Source organism: Muribaculum intestinale (genome assembly GCF_002201515.1).
In the GTDB taxonomy this organism is placed as follows: domain Bacteria; phylum Bacteroidota; class Bacteroidia; order Bacteroidales; family Muribaculaceae; genus Muribaculum; species Muribaculum intestinale.
On record NZ_CP021421.1, the window covers coordinates 2,248,923 to 2,274,987 of the forward strand.

A 26,065-nucleotide genomic window follows, 5' to 3' on the forward strand; every position below is an offset into this window, starting at 1 on the left:
GACTGATAATTAGTAAATTCCAAAGTTATATTAATTCGTATGGATTGGTTGCAAAATCTGTTGGCTCCGGGCGCGAGCTCATTGCCAAGCACCATTATTCTTTATGCCTTTGTCATCGCTGCGGGTGTATGGCTGGGTAAATTAAAAGTGGGCGGTATCTCCCTTGGGGTTACGTTCGTGCTTTTTGTAGGCCTGCTGATGGGCCATTTCGGTTATATTGTAAATCCCGATGTGCTACACTTTGTGCGCGAGTTCGGACTTATCCTGTTTATATTCTCAATCGGTCTGCAGGTTGGTCCGTCGTTCTTTTCCTCGTTCAAAAGAGGCGGAGTGGTTCTTAACGGTCTGGCTGCGCTTACAATCGCGCTAAATGTTGTAATCGTACTTGCTATATTCTATATTGATGGCAATACTTCCATTACTGCCCTTGTCGGAGTGATGTCAGGTGCTGTGACCAATACTCCCGGTCTTGGTGCAGCACAGCAGGCGATACTGCAGGTTATGCCTCAGAATTACAACGCTACAGAAGAGATGGCAATGGGCTATGCCGCTGCATATCCTCTTGGTGTCGTTGGTATCATTACCGCGATGTTCCTTGTGCGTGCATTGTTCCGTGTAAAAATGGATAAGGAAGTCGAGGCTATAGAGGCCGAAAAGGAGGCTGCACAGCAGAAACCGTTGATTCTTACCTATGAGGTAACCAACCCTCTTATCGACGGAAAGAATATGATGCAGTTGCATGATATTGTCAACTGCGATTTCGTTGTATCGCGTCTGCAAGACAAGGATGGCAATATCTTCATACCTAATTCTCAGACTGTAGTACACAAGGGTGATAAACTGTACACTGTGCTCTCGGCCAACGATGAGGAGCGCTTTAAATCGGTTATCGGACCGGAACTTGACATTGACTGGGAGAGCAATCCCGGGCCTGTGGTATCGCGCCGAATACTTATTACCAAGACTGAATACAACGGCGTTACGCTCGGTTCTCTCAAACTGCGCCATGGCTACAGCCTCAACGCCACACGTGTCAATCGTGCCGGTATTGACCTTCTCGCATCTCCCGATCTCCGCCTGCAGATGGGCGACCGTATCACGGTGGTTGGTCAGCTTGAGGATATACGTCGTTTGGCCGAGAAGCTCGGCAACTCGGTGAAGCGCCTCAATGAGCCTAATATGTTCACTCTATTTGCCGGTATATTCCTTGGTATAATCGTGGGTTCGATACCCATTGCGTTCCCGGGCATAAGCGTGCCGATGAAGCTCGGTATGGCCGGAGGCCCGCTTGTAGTGGCTATCCTGCTCAGCCGCTTCGGATACAAGCTCAAACTTGTCACTTATACCTCTTCGGCCGCATCACTTCTTATGCGTGAGATTGGCATCTGTCTGTTCCTTGCGTCGGTAGGTATTGCCGCCGGTGCTAATTTTGCATCCACGGTGTTCAACTACACAGGTATGTGGTGGGTAATATGGGGCTTTATCATTACATTTGTACCGCTTGTGGTAGTAGGCTCTATTGCCCGCGGAGTATATAAAATCAATATGCTTACTGTAATGGGCCTGTTCGGTGGAAGTATGACCGACCCTCCTGCACTTGCTTTCGCAAATAACTCTACCGGCAATGACGCTCCCGCTGTAGCATATTCAACCGTATATCCTCTTACGATGTTCCTTCGTATAGTGGCGGCCCAGGTGCTTGTGCTTGCGCTTGCTTCCTGAGGCTTGAAATAAACCTTCTTATATCTCAGGCTGCATGAAATATAATCCTCATGCAGCCTGTGTTGTATAGATGTGGCAAAAGATGCGGAATATATTGAAGTCTGTCGTTTTTTCTGCAATGAGATTTCGAATATCTCGCATTTAGTTTGGCAGGTACGGAATTTATGCTAATTTTGCGTCAAAATAGATGAATCGTTGGCATAGTGCCCGTTTCTGTAGAATAACGGCGGTCGAGTATACGATAGCCGATAAGGGGAGGAGAGTATGCTGCTCTTGCCAAAGAATCCATTAGCTCTCTCCTCCTCCTTTTTTCGCAACAAACAATATTTTTTATTTAATCTCACAAAAAGATGACTACAACCAATAGTTATGGCGCACTCTTTGATCTTGATGGGGTGTTGGTTGATACAGAAGGAACTTACTCGCTTTTCTGGGGCGAGGCAGGGCGCAGATATCATCCTGAGATTCCTGACTTTGATATGAAGATAAAGGGTTCTACTTTGCCACGTATACTTGAAGCATATTTCCCGAATCCTGATATATCGGAAGCTGTATGTGCCGAACTGGAGGTTTTTGAGAATGCGATGGACTTTCCATTGTTTGATGGAGTGATAGAGTTTCTCTCAGACCTTAAAAAGCATGGCATACCGGCTGCGATAGTGACCAGCAGCGGTCCGGATAAGATGAAGCGTTTGTTCGAAAGGAATCCGGAGTTTGCTTCGTATTTCGATGCTGTTGTCACCTCGGGAGATGTCACTCTTTCCAAGCCTGACCCTCAGTGCTATATTATTGGCGCCAGCAAGATTGGTATTGATATCGACAGGTGCTATGTGTTTGAGGACTCTATAAACGGACTTATATCGGGTATGGCCTCAGGGGCTACAGTAATCGGTATTGCGACAACATTGGCCGCTGCGGAGCTTGAAGGCCGTGCACACGCTGTGGTGCCTTCGCTTGCTTCGATGTCGGTCGACAGAATGCTTGAGGTAAAGCGCTGACCCACTCTTGCCGGAGTGTGTAGGTTATTTTATACTATAGACACAAGACGGTATCAGTCTGCATGCACGAAATACAACGCCGTGATGCGGACTGATACCGCCTTTGTTATGGCTTAGATGTAGTTATTTTTTCATTGGTCGTCGTTGCTGTCACGCACGACGGTAAGCATATGGGCTGCGATATAATCGGAGAATTGCTGCTTATAGCTGTCGCTTACAGGGATTGCATGACGTCCGAAGAGTATGCGGTTGCGCTCGATGACGCGTATCTTTGTCGCGTTTATGATGTAGCTGCGGTGAACCCTTAGAAATATGTTGGACGGCAGAGTACGCTCAAGAGTTTTCATGTTCATGAGTGTCATTATGGCTTTTTCTTCACCGTCAACATAAATTTTTACGTAGTCCTTCACCCCTTCGATGAATATTATATCGCGTACAGGAATCTGCACCAGACGATATTCGCTTTTCACCATGATATACTCGCGCGAGGTATCGGATGCTTCGGCGCGGCGACGCAAATCCGACCATGCAAGGGCACGGTTGGCCGAGCCTATGAATTCCTCGTAGCTGACAGGTTTCAGCAGGAAATCCAGTGCACCGACTTTGAAGCCCTCGATTGCGTACTTGTCGTAGGCGGTAGTGAATACTATGCGGCATGTGGGAGGTACTATTCTTGCAAATTCCATACCGTTTAGCTGCGGCATGTTGATGTCGAGGAATATTACATCAATAGACTCTTCAATTACTGTCTTTACTGCCTCTTGGGCCGAGCCGAAACTTCCGGCAAGTTCCATAAATGGAGTCTTTTCGATATATGATGCGATGAGATTGCGGGCAAGGGGCTCGTCGTCGACGATGCAGCAGCGTAAGATTGTCATAGATAATTTTATGGGGTTAAGTTAAGTCTTATAAAACAAATTTTGATGAATCAGGATGTATGATGGTATTGGCATATAGGGTGCCATGTCAGATATCGTCAGTGTCCCTAAGGTCGATAGTCATGCATACTTTGTAGATTCCATCTTGTACGGTGGTGTCGATTAGCGCTTTTTCACCATAAATGAGTGTAAGGCGTCGCCGGAGATTGGCGTCACCTATTCCGTGGCCTTTGTCGGTTTCCGAGTAATTGGTGGCGTCAGATATCGCACATCGGTTTGCAAAACTGGCTATTATTATGCCTTGGCGGCAAGTGATGTCAATATCGACAAACGCGTCGGGCATTCCTGTATTGCCATGTTTGAATGCATTCTCGACTGGAGATATGAATATCAGCGGTGCAACCCGTAGCTCCGGAGAGTCATTGCTAAGAGTCACTTTTATTGGCATCCCTATGCCGAGACGCATGCGCATCAGCTCGATATAGCTGCTTATGAACGACAGTTCGTCGTCGAGCTGTACTGTCGGTGCATTTTCATATAGTACGTATCGCAACATCTTGCTTAGTACATGTATGGCTTTCTGAGCCTTGTCGGGGCTGATGGCAATCAGTGCATATATGGAGTTGAGAGTGTTGAACAGAAAGTGTGGGTTAAGCTGTCGTTTAAGGCTTTCAAGTTCATCGTGCTGCCGTAGGGTTTCTATTTCCTGCTTTTGCTGTCGAATCTTCATCCAGTAGTCGCTTAGTTTCATTGCCAGGCTGAGGCCGATGGTGAGAATAACCATTATTATGTCGCGCACTGATATGGACACTACTCTAAGCCATGGACGGATGGTGTCATCGGCAACATATGGGGCATGATGGTGTGGCGGCATTCCTCGTGGAGGTGCTGTTATCAGTATTATTGCCAAAAACAGTATGATTACTATTATGTTCCATCCCAATAGCTTTACAAATCCTCTTGGACGTGGCAGGCAGCGGTCGATTATTACGTAATAGTTTAGAAAAAATACCGCTATATATAATGCCGACTTGATATACATGCGCCATGGCCATGCATTATGGTGGTGGTGATTGGTCGTCATCAGCACTTCCGGCAGGATGAATATCATGGCTACAATCAGAAACTGGGTGATTATCTTCACCAGGCGTTGCTGTCTGGCCGATGGTTCGCTGTTGTCAGGAATATTTTTTATCAAGTCGGTCGGCATATGTCAGAGAACTGTAATATTACTGATGATATCGATGGCGTTGTCTTATAAACGTATAGGATATATCTTAAATTGCATAAAAATCTATTCGTAGCGAAGAGCTTCTATCGGATCAAGCGATGCGGCTTTCTTGGCCGGATACCATCCGAAGAAAACTCCGGTGACTGTGCATACAACGAACGATAGAACCATCGAATATACCTGTACCGATACCGGCCAGTGCATTATTATATTGACGCTCCAAGAGGCGAGTATGCCAAGTCAGGGCTGGCGCATGAGATTTAACTATCCTTAAAGACTTTGTACAGATATTCAGTGCTCCACATACATTTTTTGCGTCTTCGTTTAAGGCTGAGTTTATCGTTCTGCTTTTTAAGCATTTCCAATGCATACTTGCGCATCGCTGAAAAATTGACAGCGCCATTCTTGGCGCGTACGCGGCACATATCTTCCCGAAACGTCACGTCGAGATGCCAGTGCAGTTTGTTCTCGATACCCCAGTGCGCACGAATACGCATCGCATAGTAAGAAGCCTCATCTTTCTCCACGCTGCTGAGATAGTAGATTGTTTCACGCGAGCGGGCACCGTTCTCAGTACGCTCACGCTCCATCTTTATGATACGTTTAAGACCGGGCCACTTCTCGTACATTCCCTCCTGTTCCAAAAGTGTCGTATCCATAATTGAACAGGTTCTCTTCTCAACTCTTCCGTGCCCCTTTTCCTCGGTTGTGTATACCGATATTGGAGTAGTGCGACTAAAGATACTTTCCGTCAAGCCCTTGAGTATCGGCTGATTGTCTTTAAGCGCCATCAGATAGTCGCCGCCCTGGAGTATGATCTGTTCTGCGATATTACGGTGGGTCCCCATTGCGTCGACTGAAACCAATGCCCCTGTAAGCCATAAAGAGGACAATACGGACGGCAGAACCGTAAGTTCGTTGGTCTTGCCATCCACCGGCTTTTCGGCAACGCAGATTTCTGTTTCAGATACCCACGCATTGAGGATATACAGTCCGTGGCATCCGGGACTCCTGGGATTTTCACCCCGCAGTTTCTTACCGTCAATGATGACCTGATTGCCGCACAGGGATTCGATTATGTGGCCTCGGCAGCAATCAAGACTTGCCCGGAGCTGAGCGGGATTGACAGACTCTACAACACGAAGTATCGTGTCACCACACGGGACGCCGTTGCTAAGCTTCAGCAATCCGGCGGCCTTGAATTCTTCCTCTCGGTCTGTAACCATATCCGATATGTCGTCACAGTCCTCACAATCACACAACACGCCGATGAGTGCCATTCGGAGCACATCCTCGAGCTCATGTTTAACCTTGCCCAAGTCACGCGGGTCTTTTACTTTGCTGAAAATTTCTATTTGCATACCTCTAATATATCCATTTTCAGCAATATATGCAATATCTGAAAGTTTATTTCACATAATCAGGTGAATTTTTGACTGAATTTGAGTTAAATCTCATGCGCCAGCCCTGATGCCAAGTATCACTCCGATGATACCTCCGGTGACACTTATTATTACAGCCTCGATAAGGAATTGCGACAGAATATCGATACCGCGTGCTCCAAGCGACATGCGGAGTCCTATCTCGCGTGTGCGCTCTGTGACGGACACATACATTATATTCATTATGCCGATACCTCCTACCAACAGGGAGATGCCGGCAATACATGCAAGCAGTACGGTAAGCATATCGGAGGTCGAGCTGAGCATTTCGCTGAGTTCTTTCTGGGAGCGTATGTCGAAGTCATCGTCGGCACCTTCCTTTAGTTTATGCTGTTCGCGCAGGATTTCTGTTATCTCGTCGATAGCCTGGTCGGTGTATTCTTCGTCAATGGCGCTGGCAAATAGTCCTTGAAGATGATCGGTGGCCAATATTCGCTTCATCACCGTTGTGTATGGGGCAAGCACTACGTCGTCCTGATCCATACCCATCGAGTTGGTTCCTTTGGGAGTAAGTGTGCCAACTACCTTCATCGGAATCTTGTTGAACCGCACTATACGGCCTATGGGGTTGCTGCCGTCGGGAAACAGATTGTCTATTACTGTCTGGCCAAGGAGGCATACTTTGGCAGCTGATTTGATATCCTGTTCGGTAAACATCTCTCCGTCGGCTACGGATACCTTACGTATGTCGAGATAGTCGGGTGTGATACCATAGACCGTTGACGGATAGTTGTTGTTGCCGTTTATGAATTGTCCGCCGCTGTTTACCGACGGTGATATGGCTGTCACATACCGTGCCTTGTCGCGTATCGCCTCATAGTCGGCGACTTCCAGAGTCTGGGTGTCGTCGGCACTTTGGCGCACACCTCCGCGCTGCATATTGCCGGGGTGTATCATTATCATGTTTGAGCCCATTTCACTTATCTGGGCCCTGATGCTGTCCTTGGAGCCTTGTCCGATAGCGAGCATGGTTATTACCGATGCTACGCCAATGATGATTCCGAGCATCGTCAGAAAACATCGCAGTTTGTTGTTTGATAGCGCTTTGAGAGCTATTTTCAGAAGATTGGCGAAGTTCATTGCAGGAAAATATCAGTCGTCGTCGCGTGGAAGTGATTCATAAATTGCTTTTGCCGATTCCGGCGATGGGTTGAGGATGTCGCTTACTATACGACCGTCGCGGAGCACAATATTGCGTGAAGAATATGCTGCAAGGTCGGGGTTGTGGGTCACGAATATTATCGTGCGTCCACGTGCGTGCAATTCCTGGAAGAGCACAAGTATACTGAACGAAGTGCGTGTGTCAAGATTTCCGGTAGCCTCGTCGGCGAGGATTATCACAGGGTCGTTGACGAGCGCACGTGCTATGGCCACACGCTGTTGCTGTCCTCCCGACATCTGGTTGCTCTTGTGATAGAGCCTGTCATGAAGACCGACAGCCTCAAGGGCGCTTACTGCACGGCTCCGTCGCTCTTTTGCGGATACATTGGAGTTGTAGAGCAGGGGGAGTTCGACGTTTTCGATGGCTGTGGTCTTAGGGAGAAGATTGTAGTTCTGGAAAACGAATCCAATCTTGCGGTTGCGAGTGAATGCCCGTTTGTTTTTGCTCATTGAGGCTACCGATACTCCGTCAAGCAGATAGTCGCCGCGGGTAGGTGTGTCAAGGCATCCCAGGAGATTGAGTAGAGTCGATTTGCCTGATCCTGATGTGCCCATAATCGTTACGAACTCTCCCTCATGGATTGTAAATGACACTCCGCGTAAGGCATGTACCTTTTCTCCTCCAACAATGAAGTCGCGCTTTAAGTCCTCCACACGGATTATCTCTCGCTTTTCTTCCTCGGATTTTAAGTTATAGTCCATTGTCTTATTTTTTTCTGTGGGGAGGCTGTGGCGCAAATGGGCTCTGTTCGGTATTCTGATCCGATGCAGGTGCGCTCATGCCGGCAGTGTCATACTCCAGAGCTATTGTTTCGCCTTCGTTGAGTCCGGAGACAATCTGTGTCATATTGCCGTTGCTTTCGCCAACGGTGACTTTGACAGGCACGAGTGTGTCGCCGCGTACGACCCATACTGTATGCTGTCCGGGTGCTGTAGCTTGTGCTGCCGTAGGGCTGCTTTCGGGATGGGGAAGTCCCTTGGCATCGGGAAACTCCCGGGGTGTAAAGCGCAGGGAGCGGTTGGGTATGGCAAGCACATCTTTTTCCTCGGTTACATTTATAGAAAGATTGGCAGTGAGTCCGGGTATGAGTTTATGGTCGGGATTGGGTGCCGCAACGATTACCTCATAAGTGACTACGTTGCTCTCTGTTGTAGGATTGAGGCGTACCTGTGTCACTTTCCCTTCAAATTTGTCGTCGGGATATGCGTCGACAGTGAATGTTGCAGTCTGTCCCATTTTCACCTGGCCTATGTCGGCTTCATCCACATTGCCCACAACCTGCATGTTGTCAAGGTCGGCTATTACATAGAGATTCTGCACGTTCATCGACGATACAACGGTCTGGCCTACCTCTACCTCGCGGGATATCACTACTCCGTCGATTGGTGAATATATCTCGGCATAGTTGAGATTTTTGGCAGCGCGCACGCGATCGGCCTGAGCTTTCTCGTAGGCAGTCTTTGACACCTCGTATTCTTTTAATGATGTCTGGTACTCATAGTCGCTTATGAGTTGTTTGTCGTGGAGCTGGCGGTCACGTTCGTAGTTGGTGCGGTTATATTCATATGTCACGCGTGCCGACTCCATGCTTGCGTCGGCGCTTCTCAGCTCGCTTTCGAGGAGCGTCTTTTCAATTTCGGCAATAAGCTCACCCTTGGTTACAACGGAATTGTAGTCGGCGTAGAGTTTGTCGACGATACCTGTGACCTGAGTACCCACGTCGACTTGTGTCACGGATTCTACAGTGCCGGTGGCTGTCACCGATTCGCTTATGTCGGCCCGCTCTACCTTAGCGGTCTCAAGCCGTATTTGCGGTTTTTTTGAGCAAGATACAGCGCTAAGGGCCAAAAGTGTTGTGAACAGGAGAATGTGGGGGTTCGGTTTCATATACTGATTTGATAGGATTGTTTTGAAAAATTGTAGTGCGAGATTATAGGTTAATCTCGGCTGTGCGGTAGAATTCTATGAGTTTGCGGTCGAGCATAGCCATGAAACGAGCCTGAAGAAGAGTGTGTTGCGCTTCAATCAGATTGTTGTGGGCGGTAAGAAGTTCGACTGTATTTACCAGTCCGAGGCTAAACTGTTCATCGACAAGTTCCGCGCTCAACCGGGCGCTTTCGAGCTGTTCTTTGGCCGCTGCAAATCTCGACTGGGTAGCACGTAGGTCGATATATGCCGCCTCTACATTCTGGGCTATGTCATTGCGTCGGGCTTCTTCGTCAAGAGCAGCGTTAAGTTGCTGTATTTTTGCCTTTGCAATGGCTGTCTTTGCCTTCTTTCCATCAGTTATCGGCAGTGAAAGAGCTACTCCTATCTGTTCGTTGAGCGACTGCTTCAATTGGGTGCCGACAGCCTCACCGGGTGCGAAGTAATTCGTGCCGACACCTGCGGTGATAGATATATTGGGCCGGCGCTGGGCATTTGCGATATCTACATCGAGGGCTGTCGCGTCGCGCTGAAGACGTAAGGCCTCGAGTTTCTTGTCGGTATGCAAGGCCAGGGTATAGCTTTCTGCTATAGGTGGGAGTGAATCAGTCACCTGTGAGTCGGTCCATACTACAGGCGCGAGCCGGAGGTCGGTATCTATGCCAAGTTCGAGCAGACGTTTCAATTCCATGCGTCGGGTGTCGTAGGTGCCTGTGGCGTTCGACAGATTGTAGCGTTGCTGTTCGGCCTGAGCCTGGAGTTGTGCGTAGTCTACGCGCGACACGCGGCCGGCTTCCATCAGCTGGCGGCATCTCTCAGCCTGGGCATCACTGAGTTTCACGGCTTCGCGGTATATTTCAATCGATTCCTTGCAATACAGGATATTAAGATATGCACGCAACAGGTCGGTTTCAAGTGTACGCATTACATCGTCGGTCTCGAGCGCGGCAATCTGTGTGTCGAGTCGGCTGCGTTTTATCTGTGCGCTACGGGCACCACCGTCGTATGCTGTCCAGGCGGCATTGAATCCGATGGTGCCGTTGTATGTGTTCTTGTCGCTCTCGCTCCAGGGTGAGTTGCCTACAGTGTGGCGTGTGGTAAAATCAAGTGTAGGCTCCCATTGGGCTTTTGCTTCCTCAAGCGACAGGCCGGCTGTCTCGCCGACCAGGCGTGACTGCTGTAAAGATATGTTGTTGGTGCGTGCGTAATCCACACATTGGCGGAAAGTCCATTCTTCAGCGGCAGCCGATATGCTCCAGGCTATAAGAGTCGGTATACACAAGCGGATAATACGATGGTTCATCATTATGAAGATTGTTGATTTTTCACGGCAAAATTATTGTTTCATCGACGTAGCTGCAACTTGAATAGATGTTTTGCCATATCATGCGAGCAATTAATATGCTATTTTTTAGATAAACCCCTGGGTAAGATATCGGAATGTTAATATGAGTGAAATGTGACGTTTGGATTCGTCGAAAATATACACATTGATTGTTGTAGCTATTGTAAACTATAAAATTATAATGACATGAATGAATATCAGACTCTGACAGAGAGCGCTCCGGTTGTGCTTGTGGAATTCTTTGCAACTTGGTGTCCTCATTGCCGGCATATGATGCCGATTGTGGCAGATGTTAAAGAGCGAGTTGTTGGTATCGCTGAGATATATCAGCTTGATATCGATAAAAATTCGGAACTTGCCGACGCGGTGGGTGTAAGCGGTGTCCCGACTTTTATCCTTTACAAAGGCGGACGCGAGGTGTGGCGTCAGTCGGGTGAAATTGCTGAGGATGAGCTATTGTCGCGCATTGAACGCTGACCTGAAAAATAAGTAAGCGCCGTGGGCAAGGTAACCGATACCTTTGCCCACGGCGCTGTTATTCATTCTGATTGGGTAAATCAGATGTGATATTCGCGGAATGCCTCCATGGCCTCATAGCTCGCAAGACCGAGCGCATCGTAGAGTCGGGCGGTAGCGCGGTTGCGGTCCTCGGCACGCTGCCAGAACAGGCGCGAGTCATTGCCGAGGTATGGAGCGCTCTCCATCTGCGACGAGTGCTTGAGAATGGCATTACGCTTCTGAAGCAACTCTTCGGGGCTGATGGGCACGCACATCTCGATGTCCTCGATAGGCCATTCAGCCCATGCTCCTCTGTACATCCATACACGGCAGTCGGCAAGCCAGCTTTCGCCACGTTCCTTAGCCTGGGCAAGAGCGGCCAGTACAGCCTCGGTACATTTTCTGTGAGTGCCATGCGGGTCTGCAAGGTCAGCGGCTACGAAAATCTGATGGGGCTTTACTTCTTCGATGAGCTTTGCCACGATGTCGACGTCGGCCTGAGTCATGGGGAGTTTCTCCACGCGTCCGCTTTCATAGAAGGGGAGGTCGAGGAAATGTACGCGCGACAGAGGTATGTTGTTGAACGAGGATGCCAGACGAGCCTCGCCACGACGTATCAGACCTTTGATTGTAAGCACATCGCGGTTGTCCATTTCGCCGGCTTTCTTTTCTTTGAGGAATTTCTTGATTTCCTGATATTTGGCCGGGATAACGGCACCCATGGCATTGTTGTTGCCAAACAGCTGGTTGAAGCCGTTGATGAAGTGCATGAAGCGGGTCACTTCCTCGTCGTTTACGGCGATGTTGCCCGAAGTCTCATATGCAACGTGCACCTCATGTCCCTGGCGTACAAGGCGGTTGAGTGTTCCGCCCATAGATATTACATCGTCGTCGGGGTGGGGGGAGAATACAATTACACGCTTGGGAAATGGAGTGGCGCGTTCCGGACGATGAGTGTCGTCGGCGTTAGGCTTTCCACCCGGCCAGCCTGTGATAGTATGCTGTAGATGGTTGAAAAGACGTATGTTGAGGTCGTAGGCTGAACCATAGATGTCGGTAAGCACTTTAAGACCGGCCTCCTCGTAGTCGGCATTGGTGATTTTAAGGATGGGCTTGTTGAGCTTCTGGCTGAGCCATACTGCTGCGGAGAATGCCAGACCGAGAGTCCACTGGTCGGGCGATGTCGGACGGGCTTCGGGATTGAAGCGTTCTGCCGAGGTTATTTTTGAGGTCAGATTAAATTGCATTGTAAAGTATATTTATTGTGGTTGATGATGAGAGGTCGGAAATCAGGCGTTCTCAATCTGGGTGAAATAGCGGTATGTACCAACCTTGAGTTCGTAGGTTGCGGCTTCGTCGCAGACGATTATTGCGTGGGGATGCATCTGAAGTGCGCTTACGGTCCAGGCTTGAGTCACAGGGCCTTCGATAGCTGCCTGAAGGGCGCGGGCCTTGCCGTGGCCATTGCAGAGAATGAGTACCTCACGGGCATCCATCACAGTGCCGACACCTACTGTGAGAGCATGCAGGGGCACGCTTTCGGGGTCGCCTCCGAAGAAGCGGGCGTTGGCTATGCGGGTGTCGTTGGTAAGGGTCTTTACTCGTGTGCGCGATGTCAGTGAAGAGAATGGCTCGTTGAATGCAAGGTGTCCGTCGGGACCGATGCCGCCGAGAAACAGGTCTATTCCGCCGAAACTTTTGATGGCTGCCTCGTAGGCTGCGCACTCTGCTTCGAGGTCGGGAGCGTTGCCGTTGAGAATGTGGATGTTGGCGGCCGGTATGTCGATGTGGTCAAACAGGTAGCGGTGCATGAAGGAGTGATAGCTTTCGGGGTGGTCCTCGGGAAGTCCGACATACTCGTCCATGTTGAATGTCACTACGTTCTTAAACGATACACGTCCCTCTTTGCATGCCTTTACAAGCTGTTCGTACATGCCGATGGGAGAACTTCCGGTAGGGAGTCCGAGAACAAAAGGATGCTCAGGTGTCGGACACGCTTCGTTGATACGCTTGATTACATGTTCGGCTGCGGCACGTGACAGTGCGTCGTAGTCCGCTTTGATGATTACTCGCATAATAATGTAGGGGTATGGTTATGAATTAATATTGTATTAGGTTTCTTGATACTCAGCGTACACCGATTTCGTCGATAAACAGGAGCGGGCGTGCCGTTTCACTGTGGTCGCGGTGCCATACAGGCAGCAGAGGCGACGCTTTGAGATTTATACGTACTTTTTCGGCCTTGACAGGGCTGAACCGAGATGTATGACGCTCTACTTCATTGTCGGGCTGGTCGGCTCTGCGCTCGGGCAGACTCTCCGACGCGGTTTCAATCCATTTTGGCTCACCGTCTGGTCCACAGGTAAGCACCTCGATGGAGTAGGCGCTTGCATCGGCAATCCATGCGTTCATATCGACGCATGTGTTGAATGTCACCTCGCTTATCGTGGCAGGCTCTGGAAGGGTCACTGTTACCGTAGGATTGCAGTTGCCGAATCCTACCCAATGTCCTGTCTGGAAACTCGGGCCTCCGGTCTGTGCATCGGTGAGGGTTGCCTCTCCGGCCGGAGCATGGTGCTTCTCAAATGGGTGGGAAAGCTCGACTTTGCCGAATGTAGCCGGATTGAATGTTACAGAGTCGGAACGTGTGCGTCCGGCTTTCCCCTCAAAAATGGCTGAAGATTTCAGCATAGTGCTCTTGTCGAGAGAAATGGGCTTAGAATATGGTAGAGCTGTCGGCGACGGTTGTCCGTCAGAACCAATAGGCTCCGAACCGTCGGTAGTATAATATATTGAGGCTGTGCCGATTGACGTCAGCTCTGCGATTACCTTGCGTGCATCGTGGTCGGTAGTGAGGCGGGCGTCGACATCGGCCATATGGCGTGCGTAATTGTAGTCGCGCGCATTATATAGACGCCAGAGGGCCGGCATTCTTTCGGAAAAATCCTTGTAGTCGCGCATCGATTGCGGAGTCCATCCCACCTCGGCCAGGGCCGACATGCGCGGGAGCTCCATGTATTCCACTTTAGGATAATTGTCGATGTATTCAGTCCATAGATTGACCTGCGGGCCCAATACCAGTTTGCTCTGTTCGGGAGTCATGCCTTCGGTCGGGTCAAGTCGGTAGGTGCGGCTTACAGGCACATATCCGCCCCATGCCATGGGTTCGAGAGCCTGGTCGGGGCTTTGGTAATAGTCGAGATAGCAGTAGGATGCAGGCGACAGCACCACATGGTGTCCTTTGCCTGTGCCTTCGATGGCACCGTCTACACCGCGCCATGACATTATGATTGCATCCTGTGGAATATCCCCTTCAAGTATCTCGTCCCAGCCTATGGCGTGGCGTCCACGTGCTGCAAGAGTCTGTAGAGCATGGGTGGTGATTACGCCCTGGAGTTTGTCTTCGGCCGAGAACCGGCCTTCGGGCTTTATGCCAAGTTCCGATATGCGCTTCTGGCATTTAGGACACTCCTTCCATCTTGTTTTCGGGCATTCGTCACCTCCGATATGGACATATTTCGATGGGAAAATGTCCATTACTTCATTAAGCACGTCGTCGATAAATGTAAGGGTAGAGTCATTTCCCGCACACAGCACGTCGGGCGACACTCCCCATCGGCCCCATACACCGTATGGCCCTCCTGTACAGCCAAGACTGGGGTAGGCCGTAAGTGCTGCAAGCATGTGTCCCGGCAGGTCAATCTCCGGGATTACGGTGATATGGCGTCGGGCCGCGTACTCCACGATATCGCGTGCCTGCTCTTTGGTGAAGTATCCTCCTACCGGCTTGTTGTCATATACGCCTGAGTTATGACCTATCACGGTTGAGTCGCGACGTGACCCCACTGCGGTAAGCAACGGATATTTCTCAATTTCTATTCGCCATCCCTGGTCATCGGTGATGTGCCAGTGGAATGTATTGAGATTGTGAAGAGCCATCATGTCGATGAAACTCTTTACATTTTCTTCAGTAAACGGGTGTCGCGCTACGTCGAGCATGGCGCCACGGTAGGAAAAGCGGGGCGCGTCGGCTATTGTAGCGGACGGAAGTACGGGAGACTCTCCTTTTGGCGCTGTATATGCGGCCTTGCGAATGGTCTGTATGCCATAGAATACACCGGCCGGTGAGGCACCGTCAATTATAAGGAGCCCGGGGCGCACACTGATACAGTATGCTTCCGGACTGTCGGACGACAATGTACACCGGAGAGCAATCTCGCCCGGGGCATTGCCGGTTGGTATATTTGGATTCTCTTTCAGATATCCGCGTAGCATGTCGGCTTCCGATGACAGTGAATCGGGAGCGGATATTTTTACGTTGGAATACAGCGCAAAGCCTTCGGCGTCTGCTTTCTCCGATATCATCGACGGTAGCGGGATTATTTTGAAGCTGCCGTTGGGGCTGGCCGCATGCAAGCCTGCCGCTCCTAAATATAATAATGAGGAGACAAGCAGTATTCCGGAAAGTTTATTCATGGCTACAAAAAGATGATTAAGTAGTCTTTAGGTGAAAATGATTCGTTTGAGAAGATTGGTCTGTGCAAATGTACATTAAAATTTCCATACTTTCAACATTAAAATTATGACATATCCTACTTTTATAAATTTTTATAGTTAAGTAAGTTCTGCATATATTTCGGGTAAGATGAAAATGTAAACCGTAAATTGATGTCTTTAACATTATTTTGCTCGCTGTGTGGCGAAATTTTAGTAACTTGCGCCTCCAAAACCGGGCGGTAGTCATCCGCTCATGGTGTGGGTATAGAATTCCCCATGAAAAAACTGCAATATAGTCAATTGTAATGAACCAAAAGAAGTCTCCTATCACATGGATTCCAACGGCGTATTTCGCCATGGGACTTCCATTCGTCGTGCTCAACATGGTGGCCGTGCTTATGTACACCGACCTTGGTGTAGATACCGAGACCATCACATTCTGGACATCGCTTATCCTTATGCCTTGGACATTCAAGTTTCTCTGGAGTCCGTTTATGGAAATATTCGGAACAAAGAAGGCTTATGTGGTGGCAACACAGATTATATCCGGAGCGGCATTCGGATGCGTTGCTCTTGCTCTTGGTCTTTCCGACTTCTTTGCCATCACGATAGCGCTGCTTGCTGTAGTGGCATTCTCCGGAGCTACCCACGATGTGGCGTGTGACGGAGTGTATATGGGTGAACTTTCATCGGCCCAGCAGTCGAAGTACATAGGATGGCAGGGCGCGTTCTACAATATTGCCAAAATAGTGGGCACCGGTCTGCTTGTGTACCTTGCCGGCGCCTTGTTCAAATCATTCGGCGGGAGTGGCTCTGAAGCCACAGCTGTAAATTATGCGGCCAATCAGAAGTCGTGGATGGTGGTGATGCTGATTATAAGTGCTGTAATGATACTTATTGGTGTCTATCACATATTTTTTCTCCCTTCGTCGCAGAAGGCCGAAAAGGCCGTTCGTCGCAGCGGTGGCGAAGTGATGCATGAGCTGGGCAGTGTGCTGATGCAGTTCTTCCGCAAACGTTATATATGGTACTATATAGCGTTCATTATCCTTTACCGCTTTGCCGAAGGATTTGTAGTAAAAATTGTGCCTATATTCCTTAAGGATGCTACTGCTGTCGGTGGCCTGGGTCTTACAAACGAGCAGATTGGCTTGTACTACGGCACATGCGGTGCAGCAACTTTCGTGCTTGGCTCGCTGCTCGCCGGATACTATATATCGGCACGCGGACTGAAGAAGACTCTGTTTTCTCTTGCACTGATATTCAACCTTCCGTTTGTGGTCTACACCCTGTTTGCGATATTCCAGCCTACCAACGGGTTGCTGATTGCCTCAGGTATCGGTATCGAATATTTCGGCTATGGCTTCGGATTTGTAGGTCTCACTCTCTTCATGATGCAGCAGGTGGCTCCCGGCAAGCACCAGATGGCACACTATGCCTTTGCCTCCGGAATCATGAATTTCGGAGTGATGCTTCCCGGTATGCTCAGCGGATTTGTGCTTAAGTATCTCGGCGGCTACGAAAACTTTTTCATATTCGTGCTTGTGGCAACCGTGGTGCCTCTGCTGATTACATGGTTTGTGCCGTTCAAATACAATGACGACGGCACTCCGATAGACGGCGCTGTTGAGGGAACCCTTACCGGCGATGAGGGCACCTTGCCACCTTCCGGAAAATGACATCGACACTACTACATATTATATATTAGTTAATAATATTGTATTAAAGAAAACAAAAAACTAAAGTGAAACAGAACAACAATTTCCCCTGGCAGGACCGTCCTGCAGGCTGCAATGAAGTAATGTGGCGCAAGAGCGACAACCCCGTCATCGACCGCTATTCCATACCTACCTCCAACAGTATATTCAACAGCGCCGTAGTGCCTTTCGGTGATGGATATGCCGGAGTTTTCCGTTGTGACAACCGTGCCGTGCAGATGAATATATTTGCCGGACACAGTGCCGACGGTGTGCATTGGGATATTGAGCACGAACCGATTCATTTCGAGGGCAACAAAGAGAGCGACTACAAATATGACCCCCGTGTGACCCGTATCGACGACCGTTTCTGGATTACATGGTGCAACGGTTATCATGGCCCTACAATCGGCATCGGCTATACCGACGACTTCAAGACATTCGTGCAGTGTGAAAACGCATTCCTTCCGTTTAACCGCAACGGTGTGCTTTTCCCCGAGAAAATCAATGGCAAATATGCAATGCTCAGCCGTCCGAGCGACAACGGGCACACCCCCTTCGGTGACATCTGGCTCAGCTATAGCCCCGATATGGTATACTGGGGTGAGCATCGCCACGTAATGTCGCCCTCGCGCTTTGAGGACAGCGCATGGCAGTGCACAAAGGTTGGCGCCGGAGCTGTGCCCATCCGTACATCCGAGGGATGGCTCATGTTCTACCATGGCGTAATCACCACCTGCAACGGTTTCCGCTACTCGATGGGCGCCGCGCTGCTTGACCTTGACGACCCCTCAAAGGTAATCGCCCGCACTCAGCCCTATCTCCTGGCTCCTGCCGAAATGTACGAAATGACAGGCGACGTGCCTAACGTAGTGTTCCCGTGCTCGGCTCTTACCGATGGCGACCGTGTGGCCGTATACTACGGAGCCGCCGATACCTCGGTATGCCTTGCATTCGGATATATTTCAGAGATTGTAGAATTCATCAAGCGTAACTCTCTATGATGATAAGCCGTTTCCGCGCCCCAATTATCGCCGGGGCGCTTATCGCCTCAGGCGTGCTTTCCGGCGCGGCGGCAAAAAAGCCCCAGGAGCCGGCAGGCGATCCCGTGGACTTCGTAAATCCCTTTATCGGCACCACCAACTTCGGCACCACCAACCCCGGTGCCGGAGTGCCCAACGGGCTGATGCGTGTCACCCCTTTCAACGTAATGGGGTCGGACACCAACCGCTACGACAAGGATGCACGCTGGTGGTCGACACCTTATGACAATACCAACTCGTTCTTCACCGGGTTTGCCCACGGAGCGTTAAGCGGAGTAGGGTGCCCCGACCTCGGCTCTCTGTTGCTTACCGCCACAACCGGCAAGCTTGATGTGGATTACCATAACTATGGTACGGCATACTCCGACGAGCAGGCTGTGCCCGGATGGTATTCGCTCAATCTCGATGCTTACGGCATAAAGGCCGAGACAACCGCAACGGCCCGTACGGCCCGCACGAGATTCACATTCCCTGCCGGAGAGGGCAACATCCTGCTCAATCTCGGAGAGGGACTTACCAACGAATCCGGAGCCACCTTGCGTCGTGTCAGCCCTACTGAAATACGCGGATCAAAACTCCTCGGTACATTCTGTTATACCGCTGACCAGGCAGTATTTCCGGTCTACTTTGTAATGCGTATCAGCCGCGTGCCCTCCAGCCAGGGAATGTGGAAGAAGCAGCGCCCCGGAGCTGAATGGGAGGCCGAATGGAACAAGGATCAGGGCAAATACAAGCTCTATCCCGGTTATTCCAAGGTTATGTCGGGCGACGATATCGGTGTATGGTACAGCTACGATGGCATGACAGCAGGGGAGACTGTCGAGGTATCAATGGCCATATCCTACGTAAGCGAGGAGGGCGCTCTGCGCAATCTTGAGGCAGAACAGCCTGCCGGCACTACATTCGATGATATCCGCGCCTCGGCACGCCGTATGTGGAACGACGATCTGTCGCGTATATCTGTCGAAGGAGGTTCGCTCCGCGACAAGGTGGTGTTCTACACCGGTCTTTATCATGCGCTTATCCATCCCAACATCCTTCAGGATGTCGACGGCGCATATCCGGTGATGGAGAGCGACAGTATTGCGTATGTGCCCGAAGGCCACAACCGCTACACTGTGTTTTCTCTTTGGGACACATACCGCAATCTCCACCAGTTGCTGACACTCGTATATCCCGAGCGCCAGACCGATATGCTCAATACGATGCTTGCCATGTATCGTGAGCATGGCTGGTTGCCAAAGTGGGAACTGTATGGCCGCGAGACATATACTATGGAGGGCGACCCGTCGATATCGGTTATCGCCGATTCGTATCTCCGTGGTCTGCGCGGATTTGACACCGACCTCGCGTGGGAGGCTATGCTGCGCGGAGCTACTGCTCCCGGGGCCGAGAACCTTATGCGCCCCGATGCTGACGACTACTTCAGCCTGGGATATGTGCCTTTGCGCGAGCAGTACGACAACTCGGTGAGCCACGCTCTCGAATATTACACAGCCGACTATGCCCTCAGCCGCTTCGCCGCAGCTACAGGACGGGCCGATTCCACCCTGTTTGCCGAGCGTGCGGCCGGATGGCACAACTACTTCGATCCAGAACTCGGTGTGCTTCGTCCGCGTTTGTCCGACGGTTCGTTCCTCACACCGTTCAATCCCCGCCAGGGAGAAAACTTTGAGCCTTCGCCCGGATTTCATGAAGGGAACTCGTGGAACTATACCTTCGCCATTCCCCACGATGTAGAGGGAATGATTAAGGCCCATGGCGGCGAAAAGGAGTTTGTTAAGAGACTCCAGGCCGTATTCGACAACGGACTTTATGACCCCGCCAACGAGCCCGACATCATCTATCCTTATCTCTTCTCCCGCATAAAAGGAGAGGAATGGCGTACACACCGTATTGTAGGTGAACTGCTCGACAAATATTTCACCACAGCTCCCGACGGTATCCCCGGCAATGAGGACTGCGGTACTATGTCGGCATGGGCCATATGGTCTATGATGGGTATGTATCCCGACACCCCCGGTGATCCGGCGTTTACTCTTACCGTGCCACGTTTTGACAAGATTACCGTGAAACTTGACCCGGAGATATGGGGAAAGAATTACCTCGAAATCAAACGACGTAATGCCAAGGCCCACTCAGGGCGTATATCTCACGACGAGATGCTCCGCCGTTATGGCAAATGATATTTTTACGGAGGGTGTCATGAGCATCCCTCCACCGGCCGACTGATGCCGACCCGGCGCCGCTGTCACAGCGGCGCTTTTTTTATATACATGTGTGTAGTGATGCGTATTTCTTCGGATAACAGCATGCTGAGGTGGGTGTAGATGTGATACATTAGTAATGTTGCAGCATTTGCATATGAATTATTGCGATTTGTAGAAATATTGTAAAAGATGGAGATATCGTATGACGGATTGCAGTGGAGGGGAAAGTCAAAATATTATCTTCGTTAACATCTCTTAACAAAAAAAACTTTTGTTTGCATTTTTTGATTGCCTAACTTTGTATCTGAAAAAATAGAAAAAGCAGTGTGAAATCAGCAGTTTAGGATTTGTTTATTGTCATTTCGGCTCTCTCCGGGTTGTGTATATTTAGCTAATTGTAGGTATTTAAACTTAAATATTGTAATACCTGATGCCGGAATAAAATCCTTAAATCTCTCTCCTTGCAAAAGCCTGTCCGGATGTATGATGCTTCATCGGCGTTAACATGATTTTGGCATTATAGCCTTTGGCTTTATTACATCTTCGACTTGCGACATGTAGTTCATTGTCATTGAACACAGATAACCATCATTGCCTTGATTGTATCGTACTCATTTTGCGGCACATAGAGGCAAAGACGATTATAAATGTAGTAGTTTTTTATTAATCCATTGTTAACCAGTGCCATGAATCTATGAATGTAGATTATGTAAAAGCAAGTTTATTGGCAGCGTCCGTGATAGCATGCGGACAGATGCTGAGTGCAGCACCCTCCAACGCTCCCGAGCCTCAGGCAGCAGTGGCATCGTCCACCGCCGGCACGGCTACAGGCGTGGTTCTCGATGAGGCAGGCGATCCGCTTATCGGCGTGTCTGTCTCAATCGAAGGTAAAGGTGCAGTTGGCGTTACCGACCTCGACGGCCGCTTCTCTGTAAAGGCCAAGCCGGGTCAGACGCTTAAATTCACTTATGTGGGTCTCGCGCCCGAAACAGTAAAGGTGCCCGCCGACGGACAGCCCGTTACAGTCGTACTCAAGGAGGACTCCAAGCAGCTTTCAGAAGTTGTCGTTACCGCTCTCGGTATCAAGCGTGCCACCAAGTCTCTTACCTACAATGTGCAGGAGGTGAAAGCCTCTGAGCTCACTACTGTGAAGGATGCCAACTTTGTCAACTCTCTCGCAGGTAAGGTGGCCGGTCTTAATATCAACGCATCATCGTCGGGCCCCGGCGCATCTGCAAAGGTCGTTCTGCGTGGTTCCAAGTCGCTTTCCGGCAACAACAACGCTCTCTATGTGATTGACGGTATCCCTATGCCCAATCTTTCCGACCTCGATCAGCCTGAGGATAACTTCTCAGGTATGGGGCAGTCGGGCGACGGTGCTTCAATGATTAACCCCGAGGATATCGAGTCGATGTCGGTGCTCTCCGGTGCAGCCGCTTCCGCCCTCTATGGTAGCCAGGCCTCCAACGGTGTTATTCTTATTACAACAAAGAAAGGTAACACAAACGGACTTCGTGTCACCTACAGCAACTCGACTCAGTTCTACCGCGCAATGGCTACTCCTGAGTTCCAGAATACTTATGGAGCAGCTCAGGGGGAGTTCGCAAGCTGGGGCGAGAAGCTGAACACTCCCTCTGACTACGATCCTGTCGACTTCTTCCAGACCGGTTACAACGAGACAAATGCAGTGACCGTGTCTACGGGTAACGAGAAGAGCCAGACATTCCTCTCGCTCGCCGCCACCAATGCCGAAGGTATTGTCAAGAACAACACTCTGGACCGTTATAACTTTACTGTGCGCAACTCGACACAGCTTCTGAAGGACAAACTGCGTCTTGACGTGAGTGCTTCATACATGAATGTGCGCGAGCAAAATATGGTGGCGCAAGGTCAGTACATGAACCCCATTGTGGCTACTTACCTTATGTCGCCCGGTTATGGCCTCGATCCTTATAAGAACTATGAGCGTTACGATGCCTCGCGTGGTTTCAAGGTACAGTACTGGCCTTGGGGTAATCAAGGTCTTGGTATGCAGAACCCCTATTGGGTTACAAACCGCGACAAGTTTGTCAACCACAAGAACCGTTACATGATTACAGCCGGCCTTTATTGGGACAATGTGTTGGGTGTAAAGGGACTTGACCTCTCAGGACGTGCGAAAGTTGACGGCGCTGATGCTATTTATGAGAAAAAATACTCTGCCACAACCGACGCTATATTTGCCAATGAGTTTGGCGGTTATTACAAGAATGATGCTAATACCCGTCAGATATATGCCGACGTAATGGCCAAATATGACCGTAATTTCGATTTCCTTGCTCTGACCGCTGTAGCAGGTGCCTCAATTGAGGATACCCGTTATCGTATGTATGGCATCGGAGGCTCCCTTAACTCAGTAGCCAATAAGTTTACACTCTTGAACATAGATTATTCTACCGCAAAGCCCGAACAGGAGAATCTTCGTCAGCAGGTACAGTCAGTATTCGGCACTCTTTCTCTTGGCTTCTGGAATAAGGTTTATCTTGATGTTACCGAGCGTGTAGAATGGAACTCCAATCTCGGTGGTGCCAACACCAACCACTATAGCTATCCTTCGGTAGGTGTGACCGGTATTCTTACCGACATCTTCCCGATGATTAAGAACGATGTACTCTCGTTCCTTAAGATTCGTGGCGCATACTCTGAGGTAGGTAATGCATTCATTGAATTTATACCTAACCAGACATATCCGTTCGAACTTGGTTCTCCGTCACCATCTACAACATATCCTAACCGTGACCTTGAGCCGGAGCGTACCAAATCATGGGAGGCCGGCCTTGAGGCTCGTCTGTGGATGGACAAGATTCGTCTTAACGTTTCATTTTATAAGACATCTACTTACAATCAGGTATTCAAGGCTCCTATGTCTTCGGGCTCAGGTTATGAAGCCGTATATCTCAATGGTGGCCAGGTCGACAATAAGGGTATCGAGCTTTCTCTCGGTATCAACCAGCCCCTCGGTCCGGTTGAGTGGACATCCAACTTCACCTATACTCTTAACCGTAACAAGATTGTCAAGCTGCTTAAGCCCACTACACTTGCCAATGGCATCGTCGTTTCGCAGGATGTGCTCGATGTTGTAAGTCTCGGTAATGTCAAGAGCCGCCTCATTGAGGGTGGTTCAATCGGCGACCTTTATGTGACTGTGCTCAAGCGCGACGTACATGGCAATGTAATCGTGGATTATCAGGATAATACTGTATATAAAGACGATATGGCAGGCCCGAGAGGTGACGGCTGGGTATATGCCGGTAATGCAGAGCCCAAATACACTATGGGTTGGCGCAACGACTTCTACTGGAATGGCTTCAGCCTCGGCTTCCTTATCAATGCCCGTATCGGTGGACGCGCTGTATCGATGACCCAGGCTTACATGGATGCCTATGGAACATCGCTTACTTCGGCTATCGCCCGCGATAACAACGGCATTATTATCAACGGCAACAAGATGCCAAACGCCCAGAAGTACATTCAGTTTGTAGGTAACAACATCGGTGAAAACTACGTTTACTCCGCTACCAACGTGCGTCTTGGCGAGCTAAACTTCGGCTACGACGTGCCCGTACATAAGTGGGTCAACTGGATGCAGGGTCTCAACGTTTCGTTCATCGGTCGTAACCTCTTCTTCTTCTACAAGAAAGCTCCTTTCGATCCTGAGCTTACCGGCTCTACCTCAATGGGTATGTCGGGTATGGACTACTTCATGCTCCCCTCCATGCGTCAGCTCGGTTTCTCAGTTAAAGTTACCTTCTAATCCCTTCACACAGCAATTTATAATATGAAAAATAAAGTTTTTTCCGCAGTCCTTTGCAGTGTGTTGGCCGGAGGCGCACTCAGCTCCTGCACCGACTCCTTCCAGTCATGGAACACCAACCCCAATGAGGTGACTCCAGAGGAGATGATGTATGACAACCTCGCTACCGGCTCCAACTATGCCACCATGCAGCGCGGTGTCTACACCGTGGGCCTGGACAATGGCGGTACATATCAGATTACCCAGATGCTTACCGGCGATATCTTTGCCGGTTACTTCGCCGACCTCAAAGGCACATACAATATAGGCAACCTCCACCTCGACCACTATTTCATGGTCGATCACTGGTACAACATGCCATTCAATCTGGCATATACCCGTATCATGGAGCCTTATCGTCAGCTTTGCACCTATGCCGATGAAAATTCGGTCGACCGTGCCATGGCTACCGTTGTACGTGTATTCGGCATGCATCGTATCACTGACAAGTACGGCCCGATTATCTACTCTAAGTTCGGTACCGACGTACAGACCGGCTATGACTCGCAGAAAGATGTGTACAACTCATTCTTCGAAGAACTTGACCACGCTATCGAGGTGCTCGGCACATATGTCGATCAGAATCCCGGAAAGACATATATGGCCCGCTATGACAATGTATACTCTGGAGATGTAGCCCGTTGGGTGAAATTTGCCAATACTTTGCGTCTGCGTCTGGCTATGCGCGTCAGCTATGTAGACCCGGCTCTTGCCACTGCTCAGGCTACTGCCGCAATCAACGAGGTTCACGGCCTTATGAGTTCTGTAGCAGATGACGCCATCCTGCATCAGGGCAACGGCCTTACCTTTACAAATTCTCTTTGGGAGGTTACTCAGTCGTGGGCCGACCTCGGCATGAGCGCTACCGCCGACTGCTACCTCAACGGCTACAACGACCCGCGCCTTGAGAAATATTATGTAAAGAATACCGAAGGTGTGTATCGCGGTGCCCGCAATGGCGTTGTCAATCCCCAGTCTGCTCTCCTGCAGACCAAGGTTTCTGCCGCCAATTTCAGCCAGAACAGCGACCAGCCTTGGATGAAGCATGCCGAGGCATACTTCCTTCAGGCTGAAGCCAAGCTGCGCCTTGGTGTCGGCAACGGCGATGTACAGAGTCTGTATGAAGAGGGTGTGCGTGCTTCGTTCTCAAGCGCAGGCGTAAACTCAGGCGTAGACTCCTATCTTGCAAGCACAGATCTGCCCGTGGCTTCATGGGTCAATCCTCAGGGCGAGCGCTCGGTCGATGTATCGTCGATGCTTTCGCAGGTGACCCCTGCGTTCGATGCCACTGCATCGCAGGAGAAGCAACTTGAGCAGATTATCACCCAGAAGTGGATTGCACTCTATCCCGACGGACAGGAGGCTTGGAGCGAAATCCGCCGTACAGGTTACCCCGGCTGGGTGCGCATCGACAGCTATGCAAATACAAGCGAGGTTGTAAACAACGACATCATCCGTCGTCTGCGCTTCCCCTCTACCGAGTATTCCAACAATACCGCTAACGTGAGCGAGGCCGTACGTCTGCTCGGCGGTTCGGATATTGCAGGTACTCACCTATGGTGGGACGCTAAATAATCATTATCC

The 26,065-nt window shown here is 50.0% G+C and carries 17 protein-coding genes and 2 pseudogenes; 8 read left to right on the plus strand and 11 right to left on the minus strand.

Features of this window, described 5'->3' with window-relative positions:
• Positions 1-39 precede the first annotated feature (39 nt).
• Positions 40-1,722, plus strand: a complete 1,683-nt coding sequence (locus ADH68_RS09060) for a putative transporter (RefSeq protein WP_068961090.1) — start codon at positions 40-42, stop codon at positions 1,720-1,722.
• A gap of 350 nt (positions 1,723-2,072) precedes the next feature.
• Positions 2,073-2,720 carry an HAD family hydrolase gene (locus ADH68_RS09065; protein WP_068961089.1) on the plus strand — a complete coding sequence of 216 codons (648 nt, stop codon included), beginning with the start codon at positions 2,073-2,075 and terminating at the stop codon, positions 2,718-2,720.
• A gap of 131 nt (positions 2,721-2,851) precedes the next feature.
• Here the strand turns inward: ADH68_RS09065 and ADH68_RS09070 are convergent, their stop codons facing one another.
• From ADH68_RS09070 to ADH68_RS09100, 8 genes and pseudogenes are all read right to left on the minus strand, one after another.
• On the minus strand, positions 2,852-3,598 hold the full coding sequence (locus tag ADH68_RS09070; RefSeq protein WP_068961088.1) for a LytR/AlgR family response regulator transcription factor: 747 nt from the start codon (positions 3,596-3,598) through the stop codon (positions 2,852-2,854).
• 88 nt (positions 3,599-3,686) lie between these two features.
• Positions 3,687-4,796 (minus strand): sensor histidine kinase, encoded by a 1,110-nt coding sequence (locus tag ADH68_RS09075; protein WP_157755884.1) that lies wholly within the window; start codon positions 4,794-4,796, stop codon positions 3,687-3,689.
• 96 nt (positions 4,797-4,892) lie between these two features.
• Positions 4,893-5,069 (minus strand): annotated as a pseudogene (locus ADH68_RS13825) (ABC transporter permease); the annotation flags it as partial.
• 20 nt (positions 5,070-5,089) lie between these two features.
• Positions 5,090-6,190, minus strand: coding sequence for an ISAs1 family transposase (locus ADH68_RS09080; RefSeq protein ID WP_068959909.1), 1,101 nt, complete (start codon positions 6,188-6,190; stop codon positions 5,090-5,092).
• Between the two features lie 102 nt (positions 6,191-6,292).
• A pseudogene (locus tag ADH68_RS09085) lies at positions 6,293-7,351 on the minus strand (ABC transporter permease); the annotation flags it as partial.
• A 12-nt stretch (positions 7,352-7,363) separates the two neighbouring features.
• Entirely contained in the window at positions 7,364-8,134 is a 771-nt protein-coding gene (locus tag ADH68_RS09090; RefSeq protein WP_068961086.1) for an ABC transporter ATP-binding protein, read from the minus strand.
• Positions 8,135-8,138: 4 nt separating this feature from the next.
• Complete coding sequence (locus tag ADH68_RS09095; RefSeq protein WP_068961085.1) at positions 8,139-9,320, minus strand: efflux RND transporter periplasmic adaptor subunit; 1,182 nt, start codon at positions 9,318-9,320, stop codon at positions 8,139-8,141.
• 43 nt (positions 9,321-9,363) lie between these two features.
• Positions 9,364-10,665 (minus strand): TolC family protein, encoded by a 1,302-nt coding sequence (locus ADH68_RS09100; protein ID WP_068961084.1) that lies wholly within the window; start codon positions 10,663-10,665, stop codon positions 9,364-9,366.
• Between the two features lie 225 nt (positions 10,666-10,890).
• Between ADH68_RS09100 and ADH68_RS09105 the strand changes: the two genes are divergently transcribed.
• Positions 10,891-11,181 carry a thioredoxin family protein gene (locus ADH68_RS09105; protein ID WP_068961083.1) on the plus strand — a complete coding sequence of 97 codons (291 nt, stop codon included), beginning with the start codon at positions 10,891-10,893 and terminating at the stop codon, positions 11,179-11,181.
• Between the two features lie 80 nt (positions 11,182-11,261).
• Here the strand turns inward: ADH68_RS09105 and ADH68_RS09110 are convergent, their stop codons facing one another.
• Genes ADH68_RS09110 through ADH68_RS09120 form a run of 3 tightly spaced genes read right to left on the minus strand, consistent with a single transcriptional unit; the run spans position 11,262 to position 15,678 of the window.
• Positions 11,262-12,449 carry a PIG-L family deacetylase gene (locus tag ADH68_RS09110; protein ID WP_084274057.1) on the minus strand — a complete coding sequence of 396 codons (1,188 nt, stop codon included), beginning with the start codon at positions 12,447-12,449 and terminating at the stop codon, positions 11,262-11,264.
• A 42-nt stretch (positions 12,450-12,491) separates the two neighbouring features.
• Positions 12,492-13,277, minus strand: coding sequence for a glucosamine-6-phosphate deaminase (gene nagB / locus ADH68_RS09115; RefSeq protein ID WP_068961082.1), 786 nt, complete (start codon positions 13,275-13,277; stop codon positions 12,492-12,494).
• A gap of 52 nt (positions 13,278-13,329) precedes the next feature.
• The gene (locus tag ADH68_RS09120; protein ID WP_068961081.1) at positions 13,330-15,678 is read right to left on the minus strand and encodes a beta-N-acetylhexosaminidase; all 2,349 of its coding nucleotides are present in this window, start codon (positions 15,676-15,678) and stop codon (positions 13,330-13,332) included.
• 326 nt (positions 15,679-16,004) lie between these two features.
• Between ADH68_RS09120 and ADH68_RS09125 the strand changes: the two genes are divergently transcribed.
• The 5 genes from ADH68_RS09125 to ADH68_RS09145 all read left to right on the plus strand — a co-directional run bounded on the left by ADH68_RS09125 (position 16,005) and on the right by ADH68_RS09145 (position 26,056).
• Positions 16,005-17,378, plus strand: coding sequence for an MFS transporter (locus tag ADH68_RS09125; RefSeq protein ID WP_068961080.1), 1,374 nt, complete (start codon positions 16,005-16,007; stop codon positions 17,376-17,378).
• Positions 17,379-17,443: 65 nt separating this feature from the next.
• Entirely contained in the window at positions 17,444-18,400 is a 957-nt protein-coding gene (locus tag ADH68_RS09130) for a glycoside hydrolase family 130 protein (protein ID WP_068961079.1), read from the plus strand.
• Positions 18,400-20,625: a GH92 family glycosyl hydrolase gene (locus ADH68_RS09135; RefSeq protein ID WP_068962083.1), complete on the plus strand. Its 2,226-nt coding sequence runs from the start codon at positions 18,400-18,402 to the stop codon at positions 20,623-20,625. The genes ADH68_RS09130 and ADH68_RS09135 overlap by 1 nt, the downstream gene beginning before the upstream one ends.
• Before the next feature lie 718 nt (positions 20,626-21,343).
• Complete coding sequence (locus ADH68_RS09140; RefSeq protein WP_068961078.1) at positions 21,344-24,442, plus strand: SusC/RagA family TonB-linked outer membrane protein; 3,099 nt, start codon at positions 21,344-21,346, stop codon at positions 24,440-24,442.
• A gap of 24 nt (positions 24,443-24,466) precedes the next feature.
• On the plus strand, positions 24,467-26,056 hold the full coding sequence (locus tag ADH68_RS09145; protein WP_068961077.1) for a SusD/RagB family nutrient-binding outer membrane lipoprotein: 1,590 nt from the start codon (positions 24,467-24,469) through the stop codon (positions 26,054-26,056).
• The last annotated feature ends 9 nt before the right edge of the window (positions 26,057-26,065 follow it).